This is a genomic window from Candidatus Hydrogenedentota bacterium (assembly GCA_016791475.1).
Taxonomy (GTDB): Bacteria; Hydrogenedentota; Hydrogenedentia; order Hydrogenedentales; family JAEUWI01; genus JAEUWI01.
In genome coordinates, this window is the sequence record JAEUWI010000034.1 from 60037 (window position 1) to 83501 (window position 23465).

The 23465-nt window shown below is 60.9% G+C and carries 21 protein-coding genes; 16 read left to right on the forward strand and 5 right to left on the reverse strand.

What is annotated here, in order from left to right:
* Positions 1 to 2: 2 nt before the first annotated feature.
* From JNK74_17800 to JNK74_17875, 16 genes are all read left to right on the forward strand, one after another.
* A complete protein-coding gene (locus JNK74_17800; protein MBL7648040.1) occupies positions 3 to 548 on the forward strand; it encodes a molecular chaperone TorD family protein in 546 nt (181 codons plus the stop codon).
* Positions 541 to 1860 carry a respiratory nitrate reductase subunit gamma gene (gene narI, locus JNK74_17805; GenBank protein ID MBL7648041.1) on the forward strand — a complete coding sequence of 440 codons (1320 nt, stop codon included), beginning with the start codon at positions 541 to 543 and terminating at the stop codon, positions 1858 to 1860. The genes JNK74_17800 and narI overlap by 8 nt, the downstream gene beginning before the upstream one ends.
* Complete coding sequence (locus JNK74_17810; GenBank protein ID MBL7648042.1) at positions 1860 to 2969, forward strand: cytochrome bc complex cytochrome b subunit; 1110 nt, start codon at positions 1860 to 1862, stop codon at positions 2967 to 2969. Before narI ends, JNK74_17810 begins: the two co-directional genes overlap by 1 nt.
* Positions 2966 to 3556: a hypothetical protein gene (locus tag JNK74_17815; protein ID MBL7648043.1), complete on the forward strand. Its 591-nt coding sequence runs from the start codon at positions 2966 to 2968 to the stop codon at positions 3554 to 3556. Before JNK74_17810 ends, JNK74_17815 begins: the two co-directional genes overlap by 4 nt.
* 11 nt (positions 3557 to 3567) lie before the next feature.
* On the forward strand, positions 3568 to 5094 hold the full coding sequence (locus JNK74_17820; protein MBL7648044.1) for a NarK/NasA family nitrate transporter: 1527 nt from the start codon (positions 3568 to 3570) through the stop codon (positions 5092 to 5094).
* 12 nt (positions 5095 to 5106) lie between these two features.
* A complete protein-coding gene (locus JNK74_17825; protein ID MBL7648045.1) occupies positions 5107 to 6729 on the forward strand; it encodes a NarK/NasA family nitrate transporter in 1623 nt (540 codons plus the stop codon).
* Between the two features lie 13 nt (positions 6730 to 6742).
* Complete coding sequence (locus JNK74_17830) at positions 6743 to 7132, forward strand: putative zinc-binding protein (GenBank protein MBL7648046.1); 390 nt, start codon at positions 6743 to 6745, stop codon at positions 7130 to 7132.
* Positions 7133 to 7142: 10 nt separating this feature from the next.
* Entirely contained in the window at positions 7143 to 8204 is a 1062-nt protein-coding gene (gene moaA / locus JNK74_17835; GenBank protein MBL7648047.1) for a GTP 3',8-cyclase MoaA, read from the forward strand.
* 34 nt (positions 8205 to 8238) lie between these two features.
* The gene (locus JNK74_17840; protein ID MBL7648048.1) at positions 8239 to 8481 is read left to right on the forward strand and encodes a MoaD/ThiS family protein; all 243 of its coding nucleotides are present in this window, start codon (positions 8239 to 8241) and stop codon (positions 8479 to 8481) included.
* Between the two features lie 3 nt (positions 8482 to 8484).
* On the forward strand, positions 8485 to 10014 hold the full coding sequence (locus JNK74_17845; protein ID MBL7648049.1) for a ThiF family adenylyltransferase: 1530 nt from the start codon (positions 8485 to 8487) through the stop codon (positions 10012 to 10014).
* Positions 10015 to 10291: 277 nt separating this feature from the next.
* Positions 10292 to 11875 carry a c-type cytochrome gene (locus JNK74_17850; protein MBL7648050.1) on the forward strand — a complete coding sequence of 528 codons (1584 nt, stop codon included), beginning with the start codon at positions 10292 to 10294 and terminating at the stop codon, positions 11873 to 11875.
* A gap of 31 nt (positions 11876 to 11906) precedes the next feature.
* Positions 11907 to 15368, forward strand: coding sequence for a molybdopterin-dependent oxidoreductase (locus JNK74_17855; GenBank protein ID MBL7648051.1), 3462 nt, complete (start codon positions 11907 to 11909; stop codon positions 15366 to 15368).
* 17 nt (positions 15369 to 15385) lie between these two features.
* Positions 15386 to 15712 (forward strand): hypothetical protein, encoded by a 327-nt coding sequence (locus JNK74_17860; protein MBL7648052.1) that lies wholly within the window; start codon positions 15386 to 15388, stop codon positions 15710 to 15712.
* 72 nt (positions 15713 to 15784) lie between these two features.
* Entirely contained in the window at positions 15785 to 17053 is a 1269-nt protein-coding gene (locus tag JNK74_17865) for a nitrate oxidoreductase subunit beta (protein ID MBL7648053.1), read from the forward strand.
* 12 nt (positions 17054 to 17065) lie between these two features.
* Positions 17066 to 17842, forward strand: coding sequence for a molecular chaperone TorD family protein (locus tag JNK74_17870; GenBank protein MBL7648054.1), 777 nt, complete (start codon positions 17066 to 17068; stop codon positions 17840 to 17842).
* 4 nt (positions 17843 to 17846) lie between these two features.
* Positions 17847 to 18641, forward strand: coding sequence for a hypothetical protein (locus JNK74_17875; protein MBL7648055.1), 795 nt, complete (start codon positions 17847 to 17849; stop codon positions 18639 to 18641).
* 211 nt (positions 18642 to 18852) lie between these two features.
* Here JNK74_17875 and JNK74_17880 read toward each other — a convergent pair whose 3' ends face one another.
* From JNK74_17880 to JNK74_17900, 5 genes are all read right to left on the reverse strand, one after another.
* Positions 18853 to 19578: an ABC transporter ATP-binding protein gene (locus tag JNK74_17880; GenBank protein MBL7648056.1), complete on the reverse strand. Its 726-nt coding sequence runs from the start codon at positions 19576 to 19578 to the stop codon at positions 18853 to 18855.
* Positions 19571 to 20785, reverse strand: coding sequence for an ABC transporter permease (locus JNK74_17885; GenBank protein MBL7648057.1), 1215 nt, complete (start codon positions 20783 to 20785; stop codon positions 19571 to 19573). Before JNK74_17885 ends, JNK74_17880 begins: the two co-directional genes overlap by 8 nt.
* Entirely contained in the window at positions 20782 to 21975 is a 1194-nt protein-coding gene (locus JNK74_17890; protein MBL7648058.1) for an efflux RND transporter periplasmic adaptor subunit, read from the reverse strand. Before JNK74_17890 ends, JNK74_17885 begins: the two co-directional genes overlap by 4 nt.
* Positions 21972 to 22580 (reverse strand): TetR/AcrR family transcriptional regulator, encoded by a 609-nt coding sequence (locus tag JNK74_17895; GenBank protein MBL7648059.1) that lies wholly within the window; start codon positions 22578 to 22580, stop codon positions 21972 to 21974. The genes JNK74_17890 and JNK74_17895 overlap by 4 nt, the downstream gene beginning before the upstream one ends.
* 358 nt (positions 22581 to 22938) lie before the next feature.
* Positions 22939 to 23412, reverse strand: coding sequence for a hypothetical protein (locus JNK74_17900; GenBank protein MBL7648060.1), 474 nt, complete (start codon positions 23410 to 23412; stop codon positions 22939 to 22941).
* Between the last annotated feature and the right edge of the window lie 53 nt (positions 23413 to 23465).

The window sequence follows — 23465 nt, forward strand, 5'->3', positions numbered from 1 at the left end:
CCATGACGGAATCACCCGAATATCGCGCGATCTACCAGGACTTCGCCGCGCTCCTGTCTTACCCGGAACCAGGTCATCAAAAGCTGGCCGAAACATTGGCGTCGCGACTCCGCGAGGTCTCCGATGAGACGGCGGAACCGCTGGAACGTTTCGCGGAAATCCTCGCATCGTCCACGGTGGAAGAGGCGCGGGAACACTATACCCGCGCCTTCGACTTGAGCCCGCTCGCCGTGCCGTACCTGAGTGTTTACCTCTTCGGCGCGGAGAATCCGCAGCGCGGCCAGTTCATGGCCGGATTCAGCGGGGCCTATGCCGAAGCGGGCTACGACAGCGGGGGAGAACTGCCCGACCACCTGGCCACCGTGCTGGGCTACGCCGGGGTGGCCCCCGAAGATACCTGGGAGGAAGTGCAGCAACTCTGCCTGCCTTCGCCCCTGAAACTTATGCGCCAGGCCTTGCGGGTAGGGGAGAGCCCCTATGAACACGTCCTCGCATCCCTGGAGGTTTTTGTAAAGCACGTGACTGCCGGAGCGTTGATCCATGCTTGACCTTTTTCTATTTGTCGGATTCCCCTACATCGCCTTTACGCTGATGATCGTGCTGTCGGCCTACCGCTACCGGACCCAGCGCTTCACCTATTCCGCCCTCAGTTCCCAGTTTCTCGAGGGCAATCAATTGCGCTGGGGGAGCATGGCCTGGCACGCTGGGATTCTCGTCCTCCTGGTGGGGCACGTGATTCCCGTCCTCGTGCCCGGATTGTGGCAGGCCCTGACCTCCATCCCGGTCTTTCTGATCACGGTTGAGGTTATCGGCACCATTGCCGCCTTCCTCGCCCTCAGCGGACTCTGCGTGCTCCTCTATCGACGCACCACCTCGGCCCGGGTCTCGGCGGTAACCACCACGGCGGACTACCTGCTGCTGCTCCTGCTCATCGCCCAGGTGGTCGTGGGCATCTCGGTGGCGACCGGTGCGCGCTGGGGGGCCGCCTGGTCGGCCAGCACGACCACGCCCTACCTTTGGAGCCTGGCCACGTTTCAGCCCCAGCCAGAATACATCACCGGACTGCCGCCCACGGTCAAGCTCCACCTCGTCCTGGCCTGGTGCTTCTTCCTCGTCATCCCCTTTACCCGCCTCGTTCACGCGTTCTCGGTACCCATCGCCTACCTCTGGCGCCCGCCGCAAAAGGTGGTCTGGACCACGCCCCGGCCTGAAGCCGCGGCTTGTTGTGCGCCCCAGCACCAGCACCGGGACGGCCGTCGTTACTTTGTGCGCGGTGCCCTCGCCAGTACCGGCGCTCTGTTCCTGCTCAGCATCGGTGTGCTGGAAAAGCTCGGACGCTACTTTCGCGGCCCGGCCATGGATACGCGGCAGCAAGCCGAACTGCTGCAGAAGAAACTCGAACGCCTGGAGCTGGCCGCGGCGGAACGAAAGCTCGAAATCGAGCGTATCGAGAAAGATTACATCTATGTTGCGTCCCTGGCCGAACTCTCGGATAAGGACGGACGCTACTTCACCGATTACCACATGCGTCCAGCCCTGGCCTTCAAGGACGAGCGGGGACTGCCCCTCCTGATTTCCGCGAAATGTACTCACCTCGGCTGCACCGTCGCGAGCACGATAAACAACGGACGCATTCTCTGCCCCTGCCACGTGTCCTGGTTTGACGTGAAGACGGGCATGCCCACGCCGGGTGCCCCGGCGAAAGCGCCCTTGCCCCACCTCGGCTGGGTGCTGATGGACGGCACCGGCAACCTCGTGGCCAGCCAGGGCGCGGGCGGCGAGATGACCGGTGAGGTCGATCTTGCCCTAGCGGGCAGTTACGGCGTGTACATCGCCAAACAGTTTGAGGAGATGGCCTGATGCGTACACACGACCGGCTTCAGCAGGCAAGCGACTGGATTCACGAACGCTTTCCCCTGGAAAAGCTGAGTTTTGAATCGCTTTTTCAGAAAAAAGAAGTTCCCGTTCACCGCATGAGCTGGGGCTACTACTTCGGCGGTCTGGCGCTTTTTTGCTTCAGCATCCAGCTCGTCACCGGCCTCCTGCTCCTCTTCTACTACCAGCCCACCGTGGCCGACGCCCACGCGTCGGTGGAACTGATTACCTTCCATATCGGCGGTGGCGCGCTGGTGCGCAATCTTCACACCTGGTCTTCCTCGGCGATGATCTTCTGCGTGCTCACCCACTTGATCACGGCCTTCGCCATGAAAGCCTTCGAAAAGCCGCGAGAGATCACCTGGGTTTCCGGCGTGCTCCTGCTGCTGATTACCTTCGGTTTCGGGTTTACCGGCTACCTGCTGCCCTGGCACCAGATCGCCGTCAACGCCACCAAAGTCGGTCTCCAGTCCGTCGAAGAAGCCGGGACCTATCTCCCAGGTGCCCTGGCCGACATCCCGCGTCAGCTCAAGGAGTTGATACAGGGTGAAGCCGCCGTGGGCCAGGCCACCCTCAGCCGCTTCTACGCGCTCCACGTCGTGCTGTTGCCCCTGGCGATTTTCGCCATCCTGAGCCAGCACCTTTTCATGGTGCAAATCCACGGTATGAGCAAAGGTGTGGACAACCCCACGGGCAAGACCGAGAAGTTCTTCCCCATTTTCGCCCTGAAGGATTTTTCCATCTGGGGGCTTGTCTTCTTCGTCCTTTTCGTCGTCGCCCTCTGCCTGCCCTTCGAGGCCTTCTTCTCCTATCCGCTCTTCGAGCCCTTCGACCCCCAGGGCTCCACGCCCGACGGGATCAAGCCGGAGTGGTATTTCTTCTTCGTCTACTACCCGCTGGAGCTGCTGCCCTTCTGGATGATCATGATCCTTTCCGGGGCCGCCGTGGCGGTCCTGCTCGGGGTCCCGTGGATCTTTCAAGGCACGAGCCGGAGGACCCTCCGCAATATCGCCATCGCCGCCACCTTTTATCTCGTGGCCATGACCGTCTTCGGCCAGCAGATCTACGAGTTCTTCAAAGGAGCCCATCAATGAAACCCCGCGTCACAATGGTCACGGCCCTCAGTTTGATACTCTGCGGCGCCGCCTGGTCCTACCCGGAGTTCCAGACCTACATCGAGGCCCAGTCCGGGCGCAATGTGAACTGCGCCATGTGCCATGCCCACGCCGACGGCCCCGAAGGCCTGAAGCCCGGCCAGATCGGTAGTCTGACCCCCCAGCAGATGGAGGCTCTCGGCAAGGCCCGCGCGGCCTTCGCTCCCGGTGAGGAAGTGGACAGCCCCATCCTGAACGCCTTCGGCGATCACATCATTCAGGTGATCGGCAAGCAGCAGTTTCTCCAGATCCGCCAGGAGCCTGCCAAGCTCGCGGAGGCCCTCGGGGCGGAGAGTGATCTCGATGGCGATGGCCTGAGCGACGCCCGGGAGTATGTGGACGGCACCCTGCCCACGGACCCGAATCATGGCGACCCCTGGGCGCTCCTCGCGATCAATCTCAAGCGGCGCTGGTTCCATGTTCTCATGGTGGGGCTGGCAACGGCTCTGGGGCTTTGGGGGCTCAACAATCTGCTCCATGGCTTTGAGGTCATGAGCGCCGCGAAGACCGCACGAAAACAGGGATAAGAGAGAACCCCATGGAACATCGACGACAGGCCATTACCGTACTGGCACTCAACACCATCGCTTTCACCGTCTGCTTTGCCTGCTGGATGCTCAACGGCGTGCTCGTGACCTATCTCGTCGAAAACCAGCTCGTCCACTGGACCGATGCCCAGATTGGTTGGCTGATCGGCATTCCCGTATTGAGCGGTTCCATCTTCCGGCTGCCGGTGGGCCTGTTGACGGACAAGTACGGTGGAAAATGGGTCTTCGTCATCGTCATGCTGGTCGCCGCCGTGCCCATGTACCTGCTCAGTTTCGCAGACTCCTATGCCGCCTTCCTGTGGTGCAGCCTCGGCTTCGGTCTGGCGGGAACCTCCTTTGCCGTGGGTATCGCCTACACCTCGGTCTGGTTCTCCCGCGAGCACCAGGGCAAGGCCCTCGGCATCTTTGGCGCAGGCAATGCCGGCGCCGCCCTCACCAGTATGGGCGCGCCCTGGTTGTTACGCTCCCTCACGAATGGGGGAGAGCAGCTTGAGGCGTGGCGCAACATGCCCCGCCTCTATGCGGGTGGACTCGTGTTAATGGCGATCCTTTTCGCCCTGCTCGCCGCGCCCAAGCGGGTGGACGACTCCCACATCACCAGTTTCCGCCAGCGCCTCGCACCACTGCGTCACATGCGCGTCTGGCGCTTCGGCCTCTACTACTTCCTCGTCTTCGGCGGCTTCGTTGCCCTGGCCCAGTGGCTCATTCCCTACTACGTGAGCGTATACACCATGCCTCTGGCCACCGCCGGACTGCTGGCCGCCATCTTCAGTCTGCCCTCCGGCGTGATACGCGCCCTCGGCGGCTATCTCTCCGATCACTTCGGCGCGCGCCGCGTCATGTACTGGGTGCTCGGTAGTTGCCTGATCTGCTGCGCCCTGCTCGTCGTGCCCCGCATGGACATTCAGTCGCCGGGCAAGGCGGTCCTCGCCAAGCGCGGCGGAACGGTGAGCGCCGTGTCACCTTCGGAAATTACGGTGGGCGAGGTGCGCTACCCCGTCCGGCCCCAAAGCGCCGAGGACCAGCGCAATCTGGAGGCAAGTGAGGACTTGCTCATCTGGCCCACCATGAGCGCCTACCAGGAGCCGGTGGTGGAGCCGGGACAGACCGTCAAAAAGAAAGAATTGCTCGCCCGGGGTGTCACCCATATCTATTTCCAGGCCAACGTCTGGGTCTTCACCGCCCTGCTCTTCGTGGTCGGCATCATGATGGGCATCGGCAAGGCCGCCGTCTACAAGCATATTCCCGACTACTTCCCACGGGAGGTGGGGGTGGTTGGAGGCATCGTGGGGGTCATTGGCGGCCTGGGCGGCTTCATCTGCCCGATCATCTTCGGTTACCTGCTGGAATGGACTGGACTCTGGACCACCTGCTGGATATTTTTCACCATCCTGTCGGCGGTCTGCTTGTGGTGGATGCACCACGTGATCCAGCGCGCGCACTACGAGAGTTCGCCGGCCCTGCGCGGGCGATTGGAACAGGTGGACGCCGCGCACGGCGTCGTTGGGAACGATTGAGGAGAGAGCGCCATGCATACGCTAAGAAATTGGGACCCGGAAAATGAAGCGTTCTGGGAAGCCGAAGGACATAAAATCGCCAGCAGAAATCTCCGGGTGTCCATTCCCAACTTACTCATGGGTTTCGGCGTGTGGATCTACTGGAGTATTATCATCAACGTGATGCAGGGGCTGCACGACAGCGACCCGACGGTATATGCGTTCACGGGCCCGGACGGACAGCCCCTGAGCGGACCCGCTTACCAGGCGCTCCTCTATACCCTGCCGGCCGTCGCGGGACTCGCGGGGGCAACGTTGCGCATTCCGAATTCTTTCATGGTTGCCCTGTGCGGCGGGCGCACCGTCAAGTACATGACCACGTTTCTGTTGATTATTCCCGCCTTGGGGACGGGGTTCGCCCTGCAAAACACGCAGACGAACTTTCTCACCTTTGTCGTGCTCGCCTCGCTCTGCGGAATGGGTGGTGGGGTATTTGCGTCGTCGATGTCCAATATAAGTTTCTTCTTCCCCAAGCGAAGCCAGGGCCTGTCGCTCGGTCTCAACGCGGGCCTTGGAAATTTGGGCGTATCGCTGTTCCAGTTCGCCATTCCCTGGGTCATCACCTTCGGGATCTTCGGTGGCCCTTCGCTGTCGTTTAAAGGCAGGGAGGTGTGGGTTCAAAATGCGGGCTTCGTCTGGGTGCCCGTTCTGCTGGTGCTCGGGTTCATGGCGTATTTCCTGATGAACAATCTAAAGCAACACCGGAGCGGCTCCATGGCCGCCGCGATGGGCCGGTTTCTCTGGTTGGAGCTCCTGGGCTTTGGTGGTGTCGCCGCCTCCATAGCGCTACTACTCCTCTCGAAGAAATGGGTCTTGTCGCCCGGTATTGAGATCCTCGCAACGATTCTCAATGTATTTCTGGCCATCGCCGTCACCATGGTCCTCATGCGCGTCGCCACGCCCTCCTCCACACGCGAGAGCTTGCGAAAGCAATTCGCCATCTTTGGTGAGAAGCACAACTGGGTCATGACTTATCTCTATGTTATGACCTTCGGCAGCTTCATCGGCTATGCCAGCGCCTTCCCCAAGCTGCTGAAAGACGTCTTCGGCTACATCCATGTGGACGCCGCCGGGCAGCCCCTGGCCGAGGCACTCGTGAATCCCAACGCGCCCAACTTCCTGCACTATGCCTTCCTCGGCGCGGCCATGGGCGCCGCCATCCGCCCGGTGGGCGGCTGGCTTTCCGACAAGCTTGGCGGCGCACGGGTCACCCAGTGGAGCACGGCGGTCATGATTGGCGCGGCACTCGCTTCGGCCTGGGTCATTCGCGAAGCCAACACCTCACCCCGGCCGGAGACCTGGTTCCTGCCTTTCCTGCTGTTGTTCATCCTGCTCTTCGCCACCACCGGCATCGGCAACGGCTCCACCTTCCGCATGATCGCGGTGATCTTCCCAAAAGAGCTCGCTGGGCCCGTCCTCGGCTGGACCTCCGCCGTCGCGGCCTACGGCGCGTTCCTCATTCCCACCATCTTCGCCATGCAGATCAAGGCCGGCAAGCCGGAATACGCCCTCTACGGCTTCGCGGTCTACTACGTCACCTGTCTCGCACTGAACTGGTGGTACTACGCGCGCAAGAACGCGGAAGTCCCCTGCTGAAGGAATACGCAACATGGATCTGCCCCTGAAACCGGTCGTCTTTGCCTGCTCCGGCTGTTCTCCCGCCGGCCAGCTCGCCAACCAGCTCGCACTCGAACTGGACCGGCGCGGTATCGCGGAGATGTCCTGTCTCGCCGGGCTCGGCGCGGAAAAGCCTGTGTTCCTGAAACTCGCGGAACGGCGACCGGTCTGGATCATCGACGGCTGCCCCATCGAGTGCGGCGGTGGCATCGCCGAGAAGGTGGATCGTCCCGCCGTGCTGCACCTGCGCCTGCACGACTTCGGGATCAAGAAGAAAGAGGGTTTGCCGGATCACGTGAGTCTGGATCAACTGGTGGAATGGGTGGAGCAACAGGCCGCCCAGGTATCGCGATCGACGCAGAGTTCTGGAGCGCCGCAATGAGTAAGAGTATATGGACTGCGTGACCCTGGACCGGGCCGTCCTGGACGAAACCGGCACCGCGATATCCCTGCGCGACGCGCGCCACCGGCCGCTGCGCGACCTCCGGATCTCCGTCACTGATCGTTGCAACCTGCGCTGCGCCTACTGCATGCCCGCGTCCATCTACCCGGAGAATCACTGCTTTCAGGCCAGGGATGCCCTGCTTAGCTTCGAGGAGATTGCGCGGATTGCACGCATAGCGGCGGACTTCGGCGTACATAAGATCCGCCTGACCGGCGGCGAACCCCTCCTGCGCCATAATCTCGACGAGCTTGTATCCATGCTGGCGGATCTTCCCAACGTCCAGGATCTCGCCATCACCACAAACGGTCTACTCCTACCGCGCTACGCACGGCCCCTCAGGGATGCGGGCATGAATCGCATCACGGTCAGCCTCGACAGTCTCGATCCCGCGGTGCTCCGCCAGATATGCGGGCGCGACGTGCACCCGGATCTCGTCCTCGACGGCATCGCCGCCGCGCGGGATGCAGGCTTCGAATCGATCAAGGTGAACACCGTGCTGCAGCGCGGCGTGAACGACGGGGGCATCATCGATCTCGCCCGCCACTTTCGCGGAACGGGCATCGTGCTGCGCTTTATCGAATTTATGGATGTGGGCACCATGAACCAATGGAAGCTGGATCGCGTGGTACCCGCCCACGAGGTTATTGCCCGTATCCACGAGCACTTCCCCCTGGAGCCTGTTGCGCCGAGCTACCCCGGCGAGGTCGCCAGCCGCTATCGATATGCCGACGGGCTGGGGGAGATTGGCGTGATCGCATCGGTCACGCGGCCCTTTTGCGGCGGCTGCTCCCGACTGCGCCTGACGTGCGACGGCCATTTGTTTACATGCCTCTTCGCTGCGCGCGGACTCGATCTGAGACCCTCCCTGCGCGGCAATAGCGCCGATGCCCTCCTCGAAGACCAAATCGAGGACCTTTGGAAACAGCGGACGGATCGTTATTCGGAAGAGCGGAGTTGCGGTCAGTCCGCACGCCAGGAAAAAGTCGAGATGTACCATATCGGTGGTTAGTCGCCGGAAGCAAAGAAACTGCCAAGGAGAATCTATGAAAACAGTTAATGTGGCCTATTACGCCAAGCTGCGGGAAGAGCGGGGCTGTTCCGAAGAAACCCTGAAAAGCGAGGCGGAGACCCCCGCCGCACTCTACGAAGCGCTGCGCAGCGCCTTCGGCTTTACATTGCGCCCGGCCCAGCTCGGCGTGGCGGTAAACGAAGCCTTCGCTCCCTGGGACACGACCCTGAAGGATGGGGACACCGTGGTTTTCATACCGCCCGTGGCCGGAGGCTGAAAGGTGTTCGCCCTGTCCGATCAGGCCCTCGATCTGGGCGCGCTGCATAGGGCAAGCCGCCACATCGGAGCGGGCGGCTATGCAAGCTTTGAAGGCTGGGTGCGCGATCACAACGAAGGCCGTCAAGTGCGCTCGCTCGAATACGAGGCCTATCCGGGACTCGCCCTGAAAGAAGGGCATCGCATTCTGGATGAGGCACGCGAACGATTTGGCGTTATTCGAGCCGCCTGCGTACACCGCACCGGCCACCTCGGTCTGGAAGATATTGCGGTGTGGGTGGGGGTGTGCGCCGCCCACCGGGGCGAGGCCTTTGCGGCCTGCCGCTATATCATCGACGAAGTAAAGCACCGCGTACCCATCTGGAAGAAAGAGCACTACGTGGACGGGGACTCCGGGTGGGTGAACTGCGAGCGCTGCGCCACCCACGGCCACGACCATCACCAAATTCAAGCGGCCGGCTGCACTGCGGGAGGAGTGATCCTGACGACGGACTACTACGCACGCCAGCTCAATCTCGCGGACGTAGGTCTGGAGGGCCAGAAGAAGCTGGGAGACGCACGCGTGCTGGTGGTGGGCGCGGGGGGGCTGGGGGCAGCGGCACTGCCCGCCCTCGCCGCAGCGGGCGTCGGACATATCGGTATCTGCGAAGCCGACCGGCTCGAGGTCTCCAACCTTCACCGACAGACCATCTATCGGGCGGATCAGGTGACGCAGCCCAAGGGCGAACTCGCGGCGGCCTATCTGCGTGCCCTGAACCCGCTCATCGAGGTTGAGGTTCACCCCAATAGGATCACGGCCGCCAATATTGAAGCGACGCTCGCGCCCTATGACATCGTGCTCGACTGCACGGACAACTTCGAAGCCAAGTTTCTGCTCAACGACGGAGCCATGGCCTTTTCCCGCGTCCTCGTCCAGGCGAGCATTTACCAGTACGAAGGGCAGCTCCTGATCGTGAACCCACACCGCAAGGGCCCATGCCTGCGCTGTATCTGGCCCGAGATGCCCGCTCCAGACTGCACCGGTTCCTGTGCCGAAGTGGGTGTCCTGGGAAGCGTACCGGCCATCCTGGGCGCCATGCAGGCCATGGAGGCGCTCAAAATCATTCTGGACCTTCCTCGACAGCCCGAGACCGTCATGACCTTCATCGATCTGCTCACGCTCCGCACGCGCCAGGCCCGTGTGCCCCGTGACAATCCCCGATGCCGCTGTCACCAACCCGGAACACCGTACCCGCTCCATTGCGACGAGGACCTTGAGATTCCGTGGGAGACGGTCGAGAAGGCCCGATGCGAACTGGTCCTCATCGACATACGGGAAGAACGGGACCAGAAGGCCGCCCCAGTGGCCTGGGCGGACGTCGCACTACCTGCGAGCAAACTCCTGCATCACGGTCTGCCCACTGTACCTCACAAACGCAGCGTCCTCTGTTGCACTCGGGGACTGCGCAGCCGTCAACTCGCCAAGGCACTCAGGGATGGGGGCGACGCGAATGTGTACTCTCTCAAAGACGGACTCAACGGACTCAAGGCATAGTGTCACTAGTGAATCGCTGGAGAAGTGAAATGCAAGGTCCCGTCTGATGTCCGGCACACTCCAGCCCGCCAGCGGTTGCAGTCAAAGGTATTGACAATGCCCACGAACCGTGCTAATTTGTGGATTAAATTGTCCACTATTTGCAGAAGCCCGTTTTCGGTGGAAATTGTCCACTTGGCCTGCCCATATTGTGGATGAAAATGTCCTGTTTTGGTGGCCCTGGCGTCATCCGCGTGGCTCAGGGCCACATTGTCAAGATACTGGGAGGTCTCCTGTCATGATTCGAAGAGTCCGAGCCAGATGCTCGCTCTCCCTGGTCTTCGGCATTCTACTAGGCACGCTGAACGCCTGTCCGGAGGTCCTCCCGCCAGCCACGCCCGAGGGGGTGGCGCGTGGCGCGCAAGTTTTTGCCCGGGAATGCGCGGCCTGTCATGGCGCGGAGGGCAGGGGAGATGGCCCCGCCGCGTATCTCCTCTATCCGAAGCCTCGGAATCTGGTCGAGGGCGAGTTCCGGATAGTTTCCACCTGGGAACGACTTCCTACGGATCAGGATCTCTTTGACACACTGACCCGGGGCATGCCGGGCTCGGCAATGCCGCCCTTCGCCCATCTGAGCGAGCCCGACCGGGGGGCCCTGGTCCACTATGTAAAATCCCTTTCGCCGCGCCCGTGGCCGGGTGCTGTCGATGCGGCCGATAGCGCGGTGCAGGCGCCTACCGGGGGCGTGGTTCGGGTGACACCGCCGATTGCATTGACTCCAGAGACGCGCGCGAAGGCGGCGGCCTTGTTTGTTGAGGGCTGCGCCCCCTGCCACGGTCCCACGGGCCGAAGTGACGGCCCGCAGCGGCAGATCGACTCGGAGGGTTTCCCGACCCGCCCGCGGGATCTGACCAAAGGGATTTACAAGGGGCCGGCAACCTACGAAGCCGTGTATCGCCGAATTGTAGCCGGCATACCGGGAACCCCCATGCCGATGAGCGATTGGGCGGAAGGCGAGACGGCGTCTCTGTTGGCCCAATACGTCATGGAAATGTCTTCCGCCGAGCAGCGCGCCGCCTTTGAACCCCATCGGGAAAGTCTTCGCGCCCTTCGCCGCGTGGCGATCCCCGATCACCCGGATTCAAGCGAATGGCAGGCGGCAGCCCCGATCCGGGTTAGAGTTACGCCGCTGTGGTGGCGTGACGAATCCGCAGACTACGTCACCGTGCGGGCGATACATGATGGCGAGAACCTTGCCCTTCAACTGGTCTGGACCGATGCCACGAACGACCACACTGCGATACGAACGGAAGATTTTCGCGATGCGGTGGCGGTCCAGATGTCTCCCGAAACCGCCCCGCCCTTCATCGGGATGGGCGCGGCCGATAGCCCGGTCAACATCTGGATGTGGAAATCCGAACGCCAGGTCAATCTGGAGACGGCGTTTCAGGATATCGAAACGGTTTATCCGAATATTGGCATCGACTCCTATCCAAACTCGGAAAGCTCGCCGCTGGAACAGCCGGCGCGCCACGCACTCACCCTGAAATCATCGCCGACCTACGTTACCGGCTGGGGGGCGGGTAACATCGTCTCTGATCCCACCTATCCCCTGTCGGCGGAGGACCTCAACGCCCGCGGTTTTGGCACGCTCAGCGCCTGCCCGCTGGAGCACCAGGCCGTCGCCGCCTTCGGTCGCTACGACACGTCTTCCTATGCCGTGACGTTCAAGCGGAGCCTGAAAGCGCCCCACCCAAACCAAATGGATTTGGAGCCCGGCTCCCGTATCTCCATCGCCTTCGCCGTGTGGGATGGAAGCAAGGGGGACCGCGATGGGAAGAAGTGTGTCACCACATGGCACGAACTCGAGATTCAACCGTGACCATCCGCGCGACAGTCATCGGGAGGGTACAATGAGTAACCAAAGACGATGTGACAAGGTGAGCAGGCGAAGTTTCCTTCGGGTGCTCGGGGTTAGCCTCGGCGCCGGCCTCGCAGGCCTCCCCCTGGAGATCCTGCACGCCGCGGAGGCAGGCGACAATCCGCTGGCGGGGACTATCGCGCGGGACTGGGAAAAGATCTACCGGGATCAGTATCGTTACGACTCCATGTTCGACTGGGTGTGCTCGCCGAATGACACCCATGCCTGCCGGGTCCGGGCCTACCTGCGCAACGGCGTGGTGACGCGTCTCGGATCAACCTATGACTACCAGGACTACGCCGATCTGTACGGCAACAAGGCCACGGTCAACTGGAATCCCCGCCAATGCGCGAAGGGCTATACGTTTCACCGGGTGATCTATGGTCCCTATCGCCTGCGCTATCCCATCGTCCGGAAAGGCTGGAAGGCCTGGGCCGACGCGGGGTTCCCGGCACTTACGCCCGAGCTGCGGACAATGTACAAATTCGATAGCCGCGGCAATGACGAATTTGTGCGCGTAGCCTGGGAGGAAGTATTCAAGTACGTGGCGGGCGGACTGAAGTCGGTGGCCGTCAACTACAGCGGCGAGGAGGGTACACAGCGCCTGCTCTCTCAGGGCTATCAACCCGAGATGGTGGCCGAGACTCAGGGGGCCGGGACCCGCTGCATCAAGATGCGCGGCGGCATGGGCCTGCTCGGGGTCATGGGCAAGTATGGAATGTATCGCCTGAACAACTCCCTGGCCCTGCTGGACGCAACGGTGCGCGGCGTGGAACCAAAACAGGCGCTCGCGGGCAGGAACTGGTCGAACTATACCTGGCACGGCGACCAGGCACCCGGTCAGCCCTGGGTTCATGGCTTGCAGGCGTCGGACTGCGACTTCAACGACCTCCGCTCCTCGAAATTGATCATCATGGACGGGAAAAACCTAGTCGAGAACAAGATGACCGATTCGCACTGGTTCATCGAATGTATGGAGCGGGGTGCCAAGATCGTCGTGATCGCGCCCGAGTACGGACCGCCCAGCACCAAGGCGGATTACTGGATCCCGATCCGGCCCGCGACGGACGCGGCCCTGTGGCTGGGCGTGACGAAGCTCTTGATCGACAATAAGCAGTATGATGAAACCTTCGTGAAGCAGTTCACGGACTTCCCGCTGCTAGTGCGCAAGGACAACCTGAAACGGCTGCGCGCGGCCGACGTAATTCCCGGCTATCAGCCGGGCCTCAAGGCGGATGGGGCCTCGATGAAGATCCAGAATCTCACGGAGGCGCAGTACGCCGAGCTCAGCGACTTTGTCGGATGGGACACGAAGGCCAATGCCCCTGTGGCCATAACGCGCGACGAAGTGGGGGAGCATCTGGCCGCGAAGGGGGTGGAGCTTGCCCTCGACGGGAACTACACCCTGACGCTGGTCAGCGGCGAGACTGTCGAAGTGGCGACCCTCTGGAATCTGTACCACGAGCACCTCAAGGACTATGACATCGACACAGTCTGCGATATCACGCAGGCCCCGAAGGACTTGATACTACAGCTCACGGAAGACATTGCCACAATCCGACCATGCACGATCCATCAGGGCGAAGGCATCAACCACTGGTTTCACGCGACCGAAATGAACCGCGCGGCCTATCTCCCTATGATGCTCACCGGCAATATCGGGAAGCCCGGCGCGGGCTGCCACACCTGGGCGGGCAACTATAAGTCGGCGCTCTTCCAGGGCTCGCCCTGGACCGGCCCTGGGTTTAAAGGCTGGGTGGCGGAAGATCCCTTTGAACTGACGCTCGATTCGGAGGCGCCCGGGAAGTCAGTTCATACCCACGCCTATACCAAGGATGAGGAACCCGCCTACTGGAATCACGGAGACAAGGCGCTTATCGTCGATACGCCGAAGTTCGGCCATAAGAACTTCACGGGCAAGACGCACATGCCGACACCGACGAAAGCGATCGTGTTCACGAATGTAAACCTCATCAACAATGCCAAGTGGGCGTACGAGATGATTAAGAACGTGAACCCCCTGGTGGACATGATCGTCTCGGTCGATGTGCAGATGACGGCCTCCATCGAATATGCGGACATCGCGCTGCCCGCGAACTCCTGGCTTGAGTTCGAGGGGCTGGAGATCACCGCTTCCTGCTCGAACCCCTTCCTCCAAATCTGGAAAGGCGGGATCCCCCCCGTCTTCGATAGCAAAGACGATCTGACCATTCTGGCGGGTATCGCAAACGCGCTCGGCGACCTCACCGGCGAGCAGCGCTTTCACGACATGTTTCACTTCGAGAACCAGGGCAACCGCAACATCTATATCCAGCGGCTCCTCGACACCTCGACCACCACGACCGGATATAAACTTGACGACATCATGGCGGGCAAGTACGGACCTTCCGGGGGCTGCCTCCTGAACTTTCGCACCTATCCCCGCATTCCGTTCTACGAGCAGGTACATTTCTCCGAACCCTTCTTTACGGACACGGGACGCCTCCACGCCTATGCGGACACGTCCGAGGCCATCGAGTACGGCGAGAATTTCATTGTCCACCGGGAAGGTCCGGAGGCGTCACCCTATCTGCCCAATGTGATCATCAGTTCCAATCCCCTGGTGCGCCCGGAAGACTACGGAATCCCGGCCGACGCCGAGCACTGGGACGACCGCACTATCCGCAATGTGAAGATGCCCTGGGCCGAAGCGAAGAAGACCACGAATTTCCTATGGGAGAAGGGCTACCAATTCTTCTGCCTGACCCCGAAGACACGGCATCGCGTGCATAGCAGTTGGTCGAACGTGGACTGGCACATGATGTACGACTCGAATTTCGGCGACCCGTACCGGCTCGACAAGCGCTCCCCAACACTCGGGGAACATCAGTTGCACATGAACCCCCAGGCCGCCCGGGATCTGGAAATCGAGGATGGCGACTATGTTTATGTGGATGCCAATCCGGCCGACCGTCCCTACATTGGCGCGACGCCCGATGACCCCTTCTACAAGGTGTCCCGCTGTATGTTGCGCGTCAAGTACAACCATGCCTATCCCTACGACGTGATCATGATGAAGCACGGGCCCTTTATCGCAACCGAGCGTAGTGTGAAGGCCCACGAGACGCGGGCCGACGGACGCGCCCTGTCGGAAAACACGGGGTATCAGGCCAACATGCGCTACGGCTCGCAGCAGTCGATCACGCGTAACTGGCATATGCCGATGCACCAGACGGACACCCTTTTCCACAAGGCCAAGGCGACCATCGGATTCCTGTTCGGCGGCGAAGCCGACAACCACGCCGTCAACACCGTGCCCAAGGAGGCGCTCGTCAAGGTGACAAAGGCCGAAAACGGCGGCCTGGGAGGGAAGGGCGTCTGGGGTCCGACGTTGTCGGGCATGGCGCCGGACAACGAGGACGAGGCCATGAAGCTGTATCTGGCGGGCGGCTACTCCGGCGAAACGCTGTTTTAACGAAGCGAGGAACACCAATGCCCTATAACGACCCGGAATCCGACGATCCCATGGTCCTGAACGGCGTGGCTTTCGTGACGTCGCCCGCCACAGCCCTCGAGGCCGCCTATGTTTTTGCGGAAGAGTTGGCCCGCCTGGGCCAGAGCGAGCAATCCATTCTTGATTTGTTTCAATCGCCCGAGTACCGAGGGCCACACAGCGCCTTCCTGGTGCTTGGCGCCGATAGCGTCACCCAGGTGGTCCGGGAATGTTGCGAAGTCATGTCCTCCTGCCGGGCCGCACTGCGCGCGCATCGCGTGGCGGCGGGCGCGGACCCGTGTTGCGAAATGGCGGCACCCGCATGAATCCGGGGCCGCATGGCGTGTTAGAACCGCAGTACCGGCCGCTCTCCCGAGTTGGCTGCCAAGGAGAACAAGATGGCACGGGTCTATAACTGGCAACTCGGTCGCGAGATGGGGTACCCCTATGAGGCGGCCTACCCCAAGCGACAGTTCGCCTTCGTGTTTAACACGAACCGCTGTATTGGCTGCCAGACCTGCACGATGGCCTGCAAATCCACCTGGACCTTCAGCAAAGGCCAGGAGAACATGTGGTGGGCTAATGTGGAGACGAAACCCTACGGCGGCTACCCCCAGCATTGGGACGTTAAGACCCTGAAGCTGCTGCAAGAGGCCAATCCCGATGCCCAGACCTGGACGCCGGGGGACGGCACCGATCCACGCCAGCCCTACGGGACCTTCGACGGAACAACGATTTTTGAAGCCGCAGAAAAGATGCTGACCCCGGACAGCACGCGCGTGTTGGGTTATCTGCCCCGGGACGAGGAATGGATCAATCCGAATATCTACGAGGACAATCCATCGGGCAATACGGGGACAAAGGGCCAGTATGACCCCAGCGGCACCTCGCTGCCGGAGCACAAGACCTGGTTCTTCTACCTGGCGCGCATCTGCAACCACTGCCAGTATCCGGCCTGCGTCGCGGCATGCCCGCGCAAGGCGGTGTACAAGCGTCCGGAAGACGGCATCGTCCTGATCAACCAGCAGGAGTGTCGCGGCTATCGCAAATGTGTCGAGGCTTGTCCCTATAAGAAGTCGATGTATCGGGGGAACACGCGCATTTCCGAGAAATGTATCGGCTGCTACCCGCGGGTTGAAGGCTCCGATCCCGAGAGCGGCGGCGTGCCAATGGAAACGCGCTGTATGGCCGCCTGTATCGGCCAGATTCGTATGCAGGGAACCGTTCAGTTGAACGAGGACGGCACCTGGGCCGAGAATCGTTACCACCCCCTCTACTATCTCGTCCATGTCGCGAAGGTCGCGCTGCCCCTCTACCCCCAGTTTGGCACCGAGCCCAACGGCTACTACATCCCCCCGCGCTGGGTACCCCGCTCCTATCTCTATCAGATGTTCGGCCCGGGCGTGGACGCGGCCATCGAGCGCTATATGTATCCCGACCGCGAGCTGCTTGCGGTACTCCAACTGTTCCGCCGCTCAAACCGGATCATCTACCGCTATGAAGTGCAGGAGGGCCCCAAGGTCTACGAGGGCACGCTGCGGGGCAAAGCCATTGAGGTGTATGACGACACCGTTATCGCCTACGGGGCAAGCGACGAGGAACTCTTTCGTACAAAAGTCGAAGAGCCACTTTACGTGCGACCGGCGACCCACCAGAACTCCATCTGAGGAACAACGACCATGCTTGCTGAAACGTTGGAGGACACGACCGAAACCGCCCTTGCGCGCAGCGCCTTCTATGGCGTGATGGCCTCGGCCTTCCGCCATCCAGATAGCGCGCGCTTCCGCACCTTTGCCGGGCGGGAAGAATGCGATGCCCTGAGCGCAGCACTCTTCTGTGTGGACAGCCCGTACTCGGAAGCGATGAGGGCCGCGATCTCCGATTTGTCGGAGGCCGCCCGGTGCACGAGCCACGAGGCAATGGTGGTCGCCCATGTCCGCCTCTTCGGGCATACCGCCCGCGGGCAGGTACCGCCCTACGAGACTGAATACGGGACCGGCGGGCCCTTCTTCCAGCCCCAGGAAATGAGCGATATTGTCGGCTTCTATCGGGCCTTCGGCCTTGATGTGGATCCCGGCAAGCACGAAAGACTCGATCACATTGCGTGCGAAAGCGAGTTCATGTGCTTTCTGTGCGCGAAGGAGGCCCACGCATTGGACGAGAAAGACGATTCCGCCGCCGAGGTGGCCCGCCAGGCGCAGCGCCTCTTCCTTCGCGATCATATGGGCGCTTTTGCGCGCACCTTCCTCACGAACCTTTCCAGCCACACGGCCGCGCCCTGGCACGTGGCGGCGGCGGCGTTCTGCAACGCTTTTTTGGAGGCTGAATGCAAGCGTTTAGGGCTGACCATCGGGCGGCGCTACCTGACCCTCCGGCCAATCGAAGAAGTCGACGTCCCGATGGCCTGTGGAAGTTGCGATGGCCCGTGCGAAAGCGCTGAAATGCCGGAAGGCTGACACAATGATCGAATCGCCCGTATTGGATTTCGATTGCAAAGAGGACAGGAGCCTCGACCATGTAGAAGGCGACGTCGAGTGGGATCCCTTGCTCGTCGAGCAAGTCGTTTTTCTCGCCACCCGTGGCACGGCCGGGGAGGCGGCCTACCACGCCGCGCGGGAAGTCTGCTATCAGGAACCTGACCCGGAGCGGCGCGATCACAACTTCCTGCGGCTGGATCGCGATTGGTTCGTGAAACTCGACCTCGCCCGACCGGCCATCGATGCGCTGGCCGAGTGGCCTATGGTCCTGTCGCGGGTACAACGCTGCATCCTCGCGCCCTCCGTTCGCCGCCGCGATGGAGGTGCCGAGCTGTACGGAACCCACGCCCTGGATGGACCGAAGCCCAACCTGCTCATTCGGCTCGATGTCGACTTATTCAGTTACCCGGCCCGGATGCGGGCCTTTATGCGGCACGAACTGATGCACATTGACGATATTCTCGATCCCGACTTTGAGTATGACCCGTCGCTGAGTCAGTTCCTCGATGAGCACGGTATACCCAACGCAATCCGGGATCGTTACCGGATTCTATGGAACGTCCAAATCGATGGACGCGTCATCACCCGGTATAACGGGACTATTGCCCCTCCGTCGCGAAACGAGATCGAGTTCAACAAGCTTTTCCGCGTGCTCGACGCCCAATGTGCCGATGCGTTCCGCTGGATTCTGCGTGCACCCAGGCTGACACATCCTGAAATCCTGGCCTTTGCGCGTGCTCCGCTCATGCTGCTGGCAAACCTGGAAGCAACAAGATAAGTGATTCACCGCTTGGCGACGGAGGTCACCGCTCCCGCACGGCCCTCGGACTCCAAAGCACATAGCCAGCGCATGATGTCCGCAGTTTTATTGTGTTTCCTGCAACCGGATGTCGGGAAAGTAGGGGAGCTGCGGATCACGACTTCTCCGTCCATTTCGTTTCGAAAGCATCCCGAGAGCGTCGGCCATATCACTTAGGATTCCCGAGTGATCATGCACGTCCTTCGCCCGCCTCCTCGAAGGCCACACCATCGCGGATGTGGTAGATACGCTTGAATGTGGGGAGGATTTTTTCATCGTGCGTGACGACGATAATCGCCGTATGGAATTGCCGAGCCATCTGGTTCAGCAGTCGGATCACCGCCAACGCGCGTTCACTGTCCAGTGGTGCCGTTGGTTCGTCCGCGAGCACGACGGGTGGCCGATTGATAAGCGCGCGGGCGATTGCCACGCGCTGTTGCTCGCCGCCCGAAAGTTGCGAGGGCATGGCCCGGGCACGGTGCGCAACATCGAGGGATTCGAGCAATTCCATCGCACGCTGGCGCGCCGCCGCATTGGGACAACCGGCAAGCATCGGAAGCAAGGCAACGTTATCGGTTACGTCGAGAAAGGGAATCAAATAGGGCGCCTGGAAAATGAACCCCATTCTATCGCGTCGCAGTGCCCGCAGATCAGAAATCATCCACCTATCATCATAGATGACATTGTCCCCGACCCGCATGCGCCCGCTGGTGGGCTCGATGATGGCCCCAAGACACTTGAGCAGGGTGGTCTTGCCCGAACCGGATGGCCCAACCAATCCAACGACCTCGCCAGGCGCCACCACCATATCAACCCCCTTGAGCGCGTCAACCGCGGTATCGCCCTTGCCATAACGCTTCTTGAGCGACTCAATGTGAATGCCGCTGGTCTCGGGCTTTGAAGATTTCCTATCCACCGATAGCCTCCGCGGGATCGACCTTGAGCGCCGCGCGGATGGCGAGAATGCTCGACAGCATGCAAATAATGAGTACCGCAACAAAGCCGCGCAACGTATCGCCAGGGAGTAGCAGCACGTATTTCGGAAACATAGGCCCCCAGAAGGTGGCGGCGATTTTTCCAACCATAAAGCCTATGAGTCCCAGGCCGATCGCCTGCTGGAGGATCATGGAGGCGATAGTTCGGTTCCTGGTTCCGATGAGCTTGAGCACCGCGATCTCGCGGAGTTTTCCCATGGTCATCGTGTAAATGATGAACGCCACGATGGCGGCGCTCACGATTGACAGGATGACCAGGAACATTCCGATCTGTCTGGCGGAGGTGGCAATCACTTTGGCGAGCAAGATCGTCTGCATGTCTGCCCGGGTGTAGGCCGTCAGACGCTTCCACCGCCGAATGGGTTCGGCAACGGCATCGGGCTCCGCCCACTCATCGATCTGGACCAATACGGCGTTCACGTAGGTATTCGTGCTTTGGGAATCGATCACCGCATCCAGCACGCCGGGCACGCCGGGACGGTTCAGTTGGGGATTCTGCGCGGTTCGGGCGCGCTGGCGGACGATGGCATCGTTGTCTTTGAGAAACTGGGCCTCCTGAGCGTCTTTCAGCGGGATGAACACCATCGGGTCGCCGCCGGACGAGACCATACGGCGTGTCAAGCCAACCACGGAGTACTCGTTGCGCCGGATCTGGATCCGGTCCCCCAGATCGAATCCGGTGGCGATATCCGCCACGGCTTCATAATGGCTGCGGGTAATGTGCCGCCCGTTGACCAAGTGGGTGGGTTGCCCCGGCATTCCAGGGCCACCAGGGGAGATGCCGACTACCATGACGCGTTTTTCAATGGGGGTTGGCCCGCTGGTCTGGTGCACCTGCATGGTGAGGTAGGTGACGTTGGCCGCGCGCGCGACACCCGCCATACTGAGCAACCCTCGGTAAACGTCATCATGAACGCTGGAAGATTCGGCGTAGGGCCCCAGCGTGTCCTGTTGCACTACCCATAAATCTGCACCGCTGTTTTCAAGCAGTATCTGGGCATCGTCCACCATGCCCCGATACACCCCCGCCATGGTAAGGGTCACGCCAATCAAGAGCCCCAGGCCAATACCCGTCAGCAGGAATTTCCCCCATCCATGCAGGATATCTCGCCCGGCCAGGCTGATCATCGGGCCTTGTCCGTAAGCCGGTCGACAATCGTAATCCGGCTCGTGGAACTCAAGGCTCGTTTGCTATACACAACAACTTGATCGCCGTCCTGGACTCCCTCCAGTATCTGGACCCAGCCGTCCAGGTCGGCCACACCCAATTTAACCGGAGCAAGACGAATTCCCCCATTCGCAACCACCCATACACCAAGATTTCCGTTAACGCGATGAATGCTGGCATTGGGAACTGCGGGCGTCGGCTTTTCTGCTTCAAGCGCGACCGTTACCTCCGCCAACTCGCCGATCGGAGGGAGGATTTCTGGAATCGTATCGAACACTATCTTGGCCAGGATCTCCTCGGTGACCGCATCAGCGTGCGGCTCAATGCGTACAACATGGCCGGCTAAAGGGGCAACGCCCAGTGAGCGCAATAGTATTTGGACGGGTAAGTGAGACTGCAAGCCCAAGGCGCTTTGTTGATCGAAACGAACGTTTAGCCAGAGGCTTTCCGGGTCAACGACCTCGACGACCGATTGGCCCGCGACGACGGTAGAGCCTATATCAGCCTCCCGGCGCGTTACGAGACCATCCACCGGTGAAAAAAGGCGGAGGTTCGCGCCCTGCTGGAGGAGACCATCACGCTCGGCATGCACGCGCGCCAGTTCCTGGACGGCCACCTCGCGATTTGCACGCGCCGCCTCCGAGGCGGTATTCGCCACGCGCAGCGCCATTTTACTCCCGTCGACATCCTCTGCGCTTACGGCATTGGCGGTGATCTCCTCGTATCGTCGAGCCTGCACCTCGGCAAAGTCTTCCCGTGCGGCAAGCTCTTCGATTTGGGCTTCGCTTGCCGCCACCATGGATTCCGCACGCTTGATGGCCGCATCCTGAGCTACGATTTTTGCGTCCAGATCGATTGGCTCCATCTCGCCCAGCAATTGGCCCGTCGTAACCCGGTCGCCCGGTTCCACATCCACATTCCGCAGCCGGGCGGTGAAGGTCGGCCCAAGCTTGTGGGTGTAGCGCGCTTCGACAATGCCGATGCCAAAAAGGGAGGGCGTGATGGCCCTGCTTTCCACCGTCACCACGGTTACAGGCACAGGCGAAAACGGCCCCGAGCGAAACGTAACAGCCACGAAAAGACCCAGCAAAGAAAGCATAATGGCCCCCAGCACTATAGTCTTTCGACTTAGAACACGAGAACGTGTCATGGCGCACACCTCAGACTGCGCTGGTATAGCGCGTAAACGCCCGGCGCGTCCTGGCGAATGCGCCGAATATCACCGGACAACATGGATTGCATCACCAGGCCCTGGATAGTTCCGATGAAAAGTAACGCCGCGGCCCGGGTGTCCACGTCCGACGCTATTTCGCCCACGCGCTTACCCCGTTCGATGTGGTTACGAATTTTCTCGGCATAGCGCTGCACCAATTCATGAGTTATCTGCCGGGTCCGGGTGGCATCACCCCGCTGCAATTCACCAAAGATTATCCGTGGTACTCCGGGGTGGTCCAAAACAAAGTCGATATGGCTCATGAAAACCGCCTCCATGGCCGTGAGCGGCGATTCGATGTCTTGTGCGGCACGATCAATCCGCGCAAGAAGGAATTCGGCAACCCAGCTCATGACCGCCTCCCAGAGATCGTCTTTGGTGGGGAAATGCCGAAACAGCGCCGCATGAGAAAGTTGCATATGGTTGGCAATAGCCGAGGTAGTTATACTGGCGGGATTCTGGGAGCCCGCGAGAAAAACGACGGCTTCAACGGCGGCGGTCCGTCGCTTCTCAGCGGGTAAATGTTGTGCACGAATTCCCAAACTGATCTTCCTTACTAGTAAGTGAGTAGTTACTTACAATCTTACCAGCAAATGCTCCCGCGCGCAATACCAAGCTAAAGTGTCCTCCGTGGGAACACTGCTTCGTTTTGCGGGGTTGCCTGCCGTCTTCGGCCGTCGTCGTCGGGTCTCACCCCGGCACGGGCCCGACGCACGGCGTCCGAAGACGGTGGGGGAGAATCGCTACACCCCCTACCGGATCGGTCCCGAGTCCGAGGGTCTCTCCCAGGGCTTCGGTTGGCCCGCAGGGCCATCGGAAGCCGCACCAAGCACCCCGGCGCGCTCGGTGTACCCGCGATTGCCCCACTCTTGACCGCAGCGGCATGGCCCGACAATGAGCCTACAAATCCGTCCAGGGGATGTCAGCCGCTTTCCCTTCTATTACCCGAAGCTTATCCTTTTGGAAGCAGGCCTGCCCTTTGAATGTATTGGACACGTAGTCTCCCTCACCGTAAGAGAAGATATTGCGCAAGTTCTCGCGAACGCTTGCCGCATTCGGGTCAACAACCACGACGGGCTTGTCTTTGTGTTGACGTATCAAATCGTTGAAGTGCTCGTCGGCATAGTTGAAGGAGTACCCGACGACAACAATCCGGTCCGCGTTGGCGATCGCTTCTTTAGATCGATACCAGACGTCGATGTAGGCGTTGGAAAGCACCGGTTTCAGCTTGAGCGGCGGAACTATCGATGGCACCACGCATCGTGGACGTACATTCTTCCCAAACTCCGTATTCCTCTCCACGACGTTCTTCAGGAAGTCGGCGATGTCGAGCGCGTAATCCCCGTCAATGGGAACCAACTGGCGGTCGTGCATTCGCACAAAACTCGATAGATCCCCGTGAAAATAGAGGGCGCGGTCACCATAGC

Coding starts and splice junctions, on each gene's coding strand:
- JNK74_17800 (MBL7648040.1), top strand. CDS start 3: ATGACGGAATCACCCGAATATCGCGCGATCTACCAGGACTTCGCCGCG.
- narI (MBL7648041.1), top strand. CDS start 541: ATGCTTGACCTTTTTCTATTTGTCGGATTCCCCTACATCGCCTTTACG.
- JNK74_17810 (MBL7648042.1), top strand. CDS start 1,860: ATGCGTACACACGACCGGCTTCAGCAGGCAAGCGACTGGATTCACGAA.
- JNK74_17815 (MBL7648043.1), top strand. CDS start 2,966: ATGAAACCCCGCGTCACAATGGTCACGGCCCTCAGTTTGATACTCTGC.
- JNK74_17820 (MBL7648044.1), top strand. CDS start 3,568: ATGGAACATCGACGACAGGCCATTACCGTACTGGCACTCAACACCATC.
- JNK74_17825 (MBL7648045.1), top strand. CDS start 5,107: ATGCATACGCTAAGAAATTGGGACCCGGAAAATGAAGCGTTCTGGGAA.
- JNK74_17830 (MBL7648046.1), top strand. CDS start 6,743: ATGGATCTGCCCCTGAAACCGGTCGTCTTTGCCTGCTCCGGCTGTTCT.
- moaA (MBL7648047.1), top strand. CDS start 7,143: ATGGACTGCGTGACCCTGGACCGGGCCGTCCTGGACGAAACCGGCACC.
- JNK74_17840 (MBL7648048.1), top strand. CDS start 8,239: ATGAAAACAGTTAATGTGGCCTATTACGCCAAGCTGCGGGAAGAGCGG.
- JNK74_17850 (MBL7648050.1), top strand. CDS start 10,292: ATGATTCGAAGAGTCCGAGCCAGATGCTCGCTCTCCCTGGTCTTCGGC.
- JNK74_17855 (MBL7648051.1), top strand. CDS start 11,907: ATGAGTAACCAAAGACGATGTGACAAGGTGAGCAGGCGAAGTTTCCTT.
- JNK74_17860 (MBL7648052.1), top strand. CDS start 15,386: ATGCCCTATAACGACCCGGAATCCGACGATCCCATGGTCCTGAACGGC.
- JNK74_17865 (MBL7648053.1), top strand. CDS start 15,785: ATGGCACGGGTCTATAACTGGCAACTCGGTCGCGAGATGGGGTACCCC.
- JNK74_17870 (MBL7648054.1), top strand. CDS start 17,066: ATGCTTGCTGAAACGTTGGAGGACACGACCGAAACCGCCCTTGCGCGC.
- JNK74_17875 (MBL7648055.1), top strand. CDS start 17,847: ATGATCGAATCGCCCGTATTGGATTTCGATTGCAAAGAGGACAGGAGC.
- JNK74_17885 (MBL7648057.1), bottom strand. CDS start 20,785: ATGATCAGCCTGGCCGGGCGAGATATCCTGCATGGATGGGGGAAATTC.
- JNK74_17890 (MBL7648058.1), bottom strand. CDS start 21,975: ATGACACGTTCTCGTGTTCTAAGTCGAAAGACTATAGTGCTGGGGGCC.
- JNK74_17900 (MBL7648060.1), bottom strand. CDS start 23,412: ATGCACGACCGCCAGTTGGTTCCCATTGACGGGGATTACGCGCTCGAC.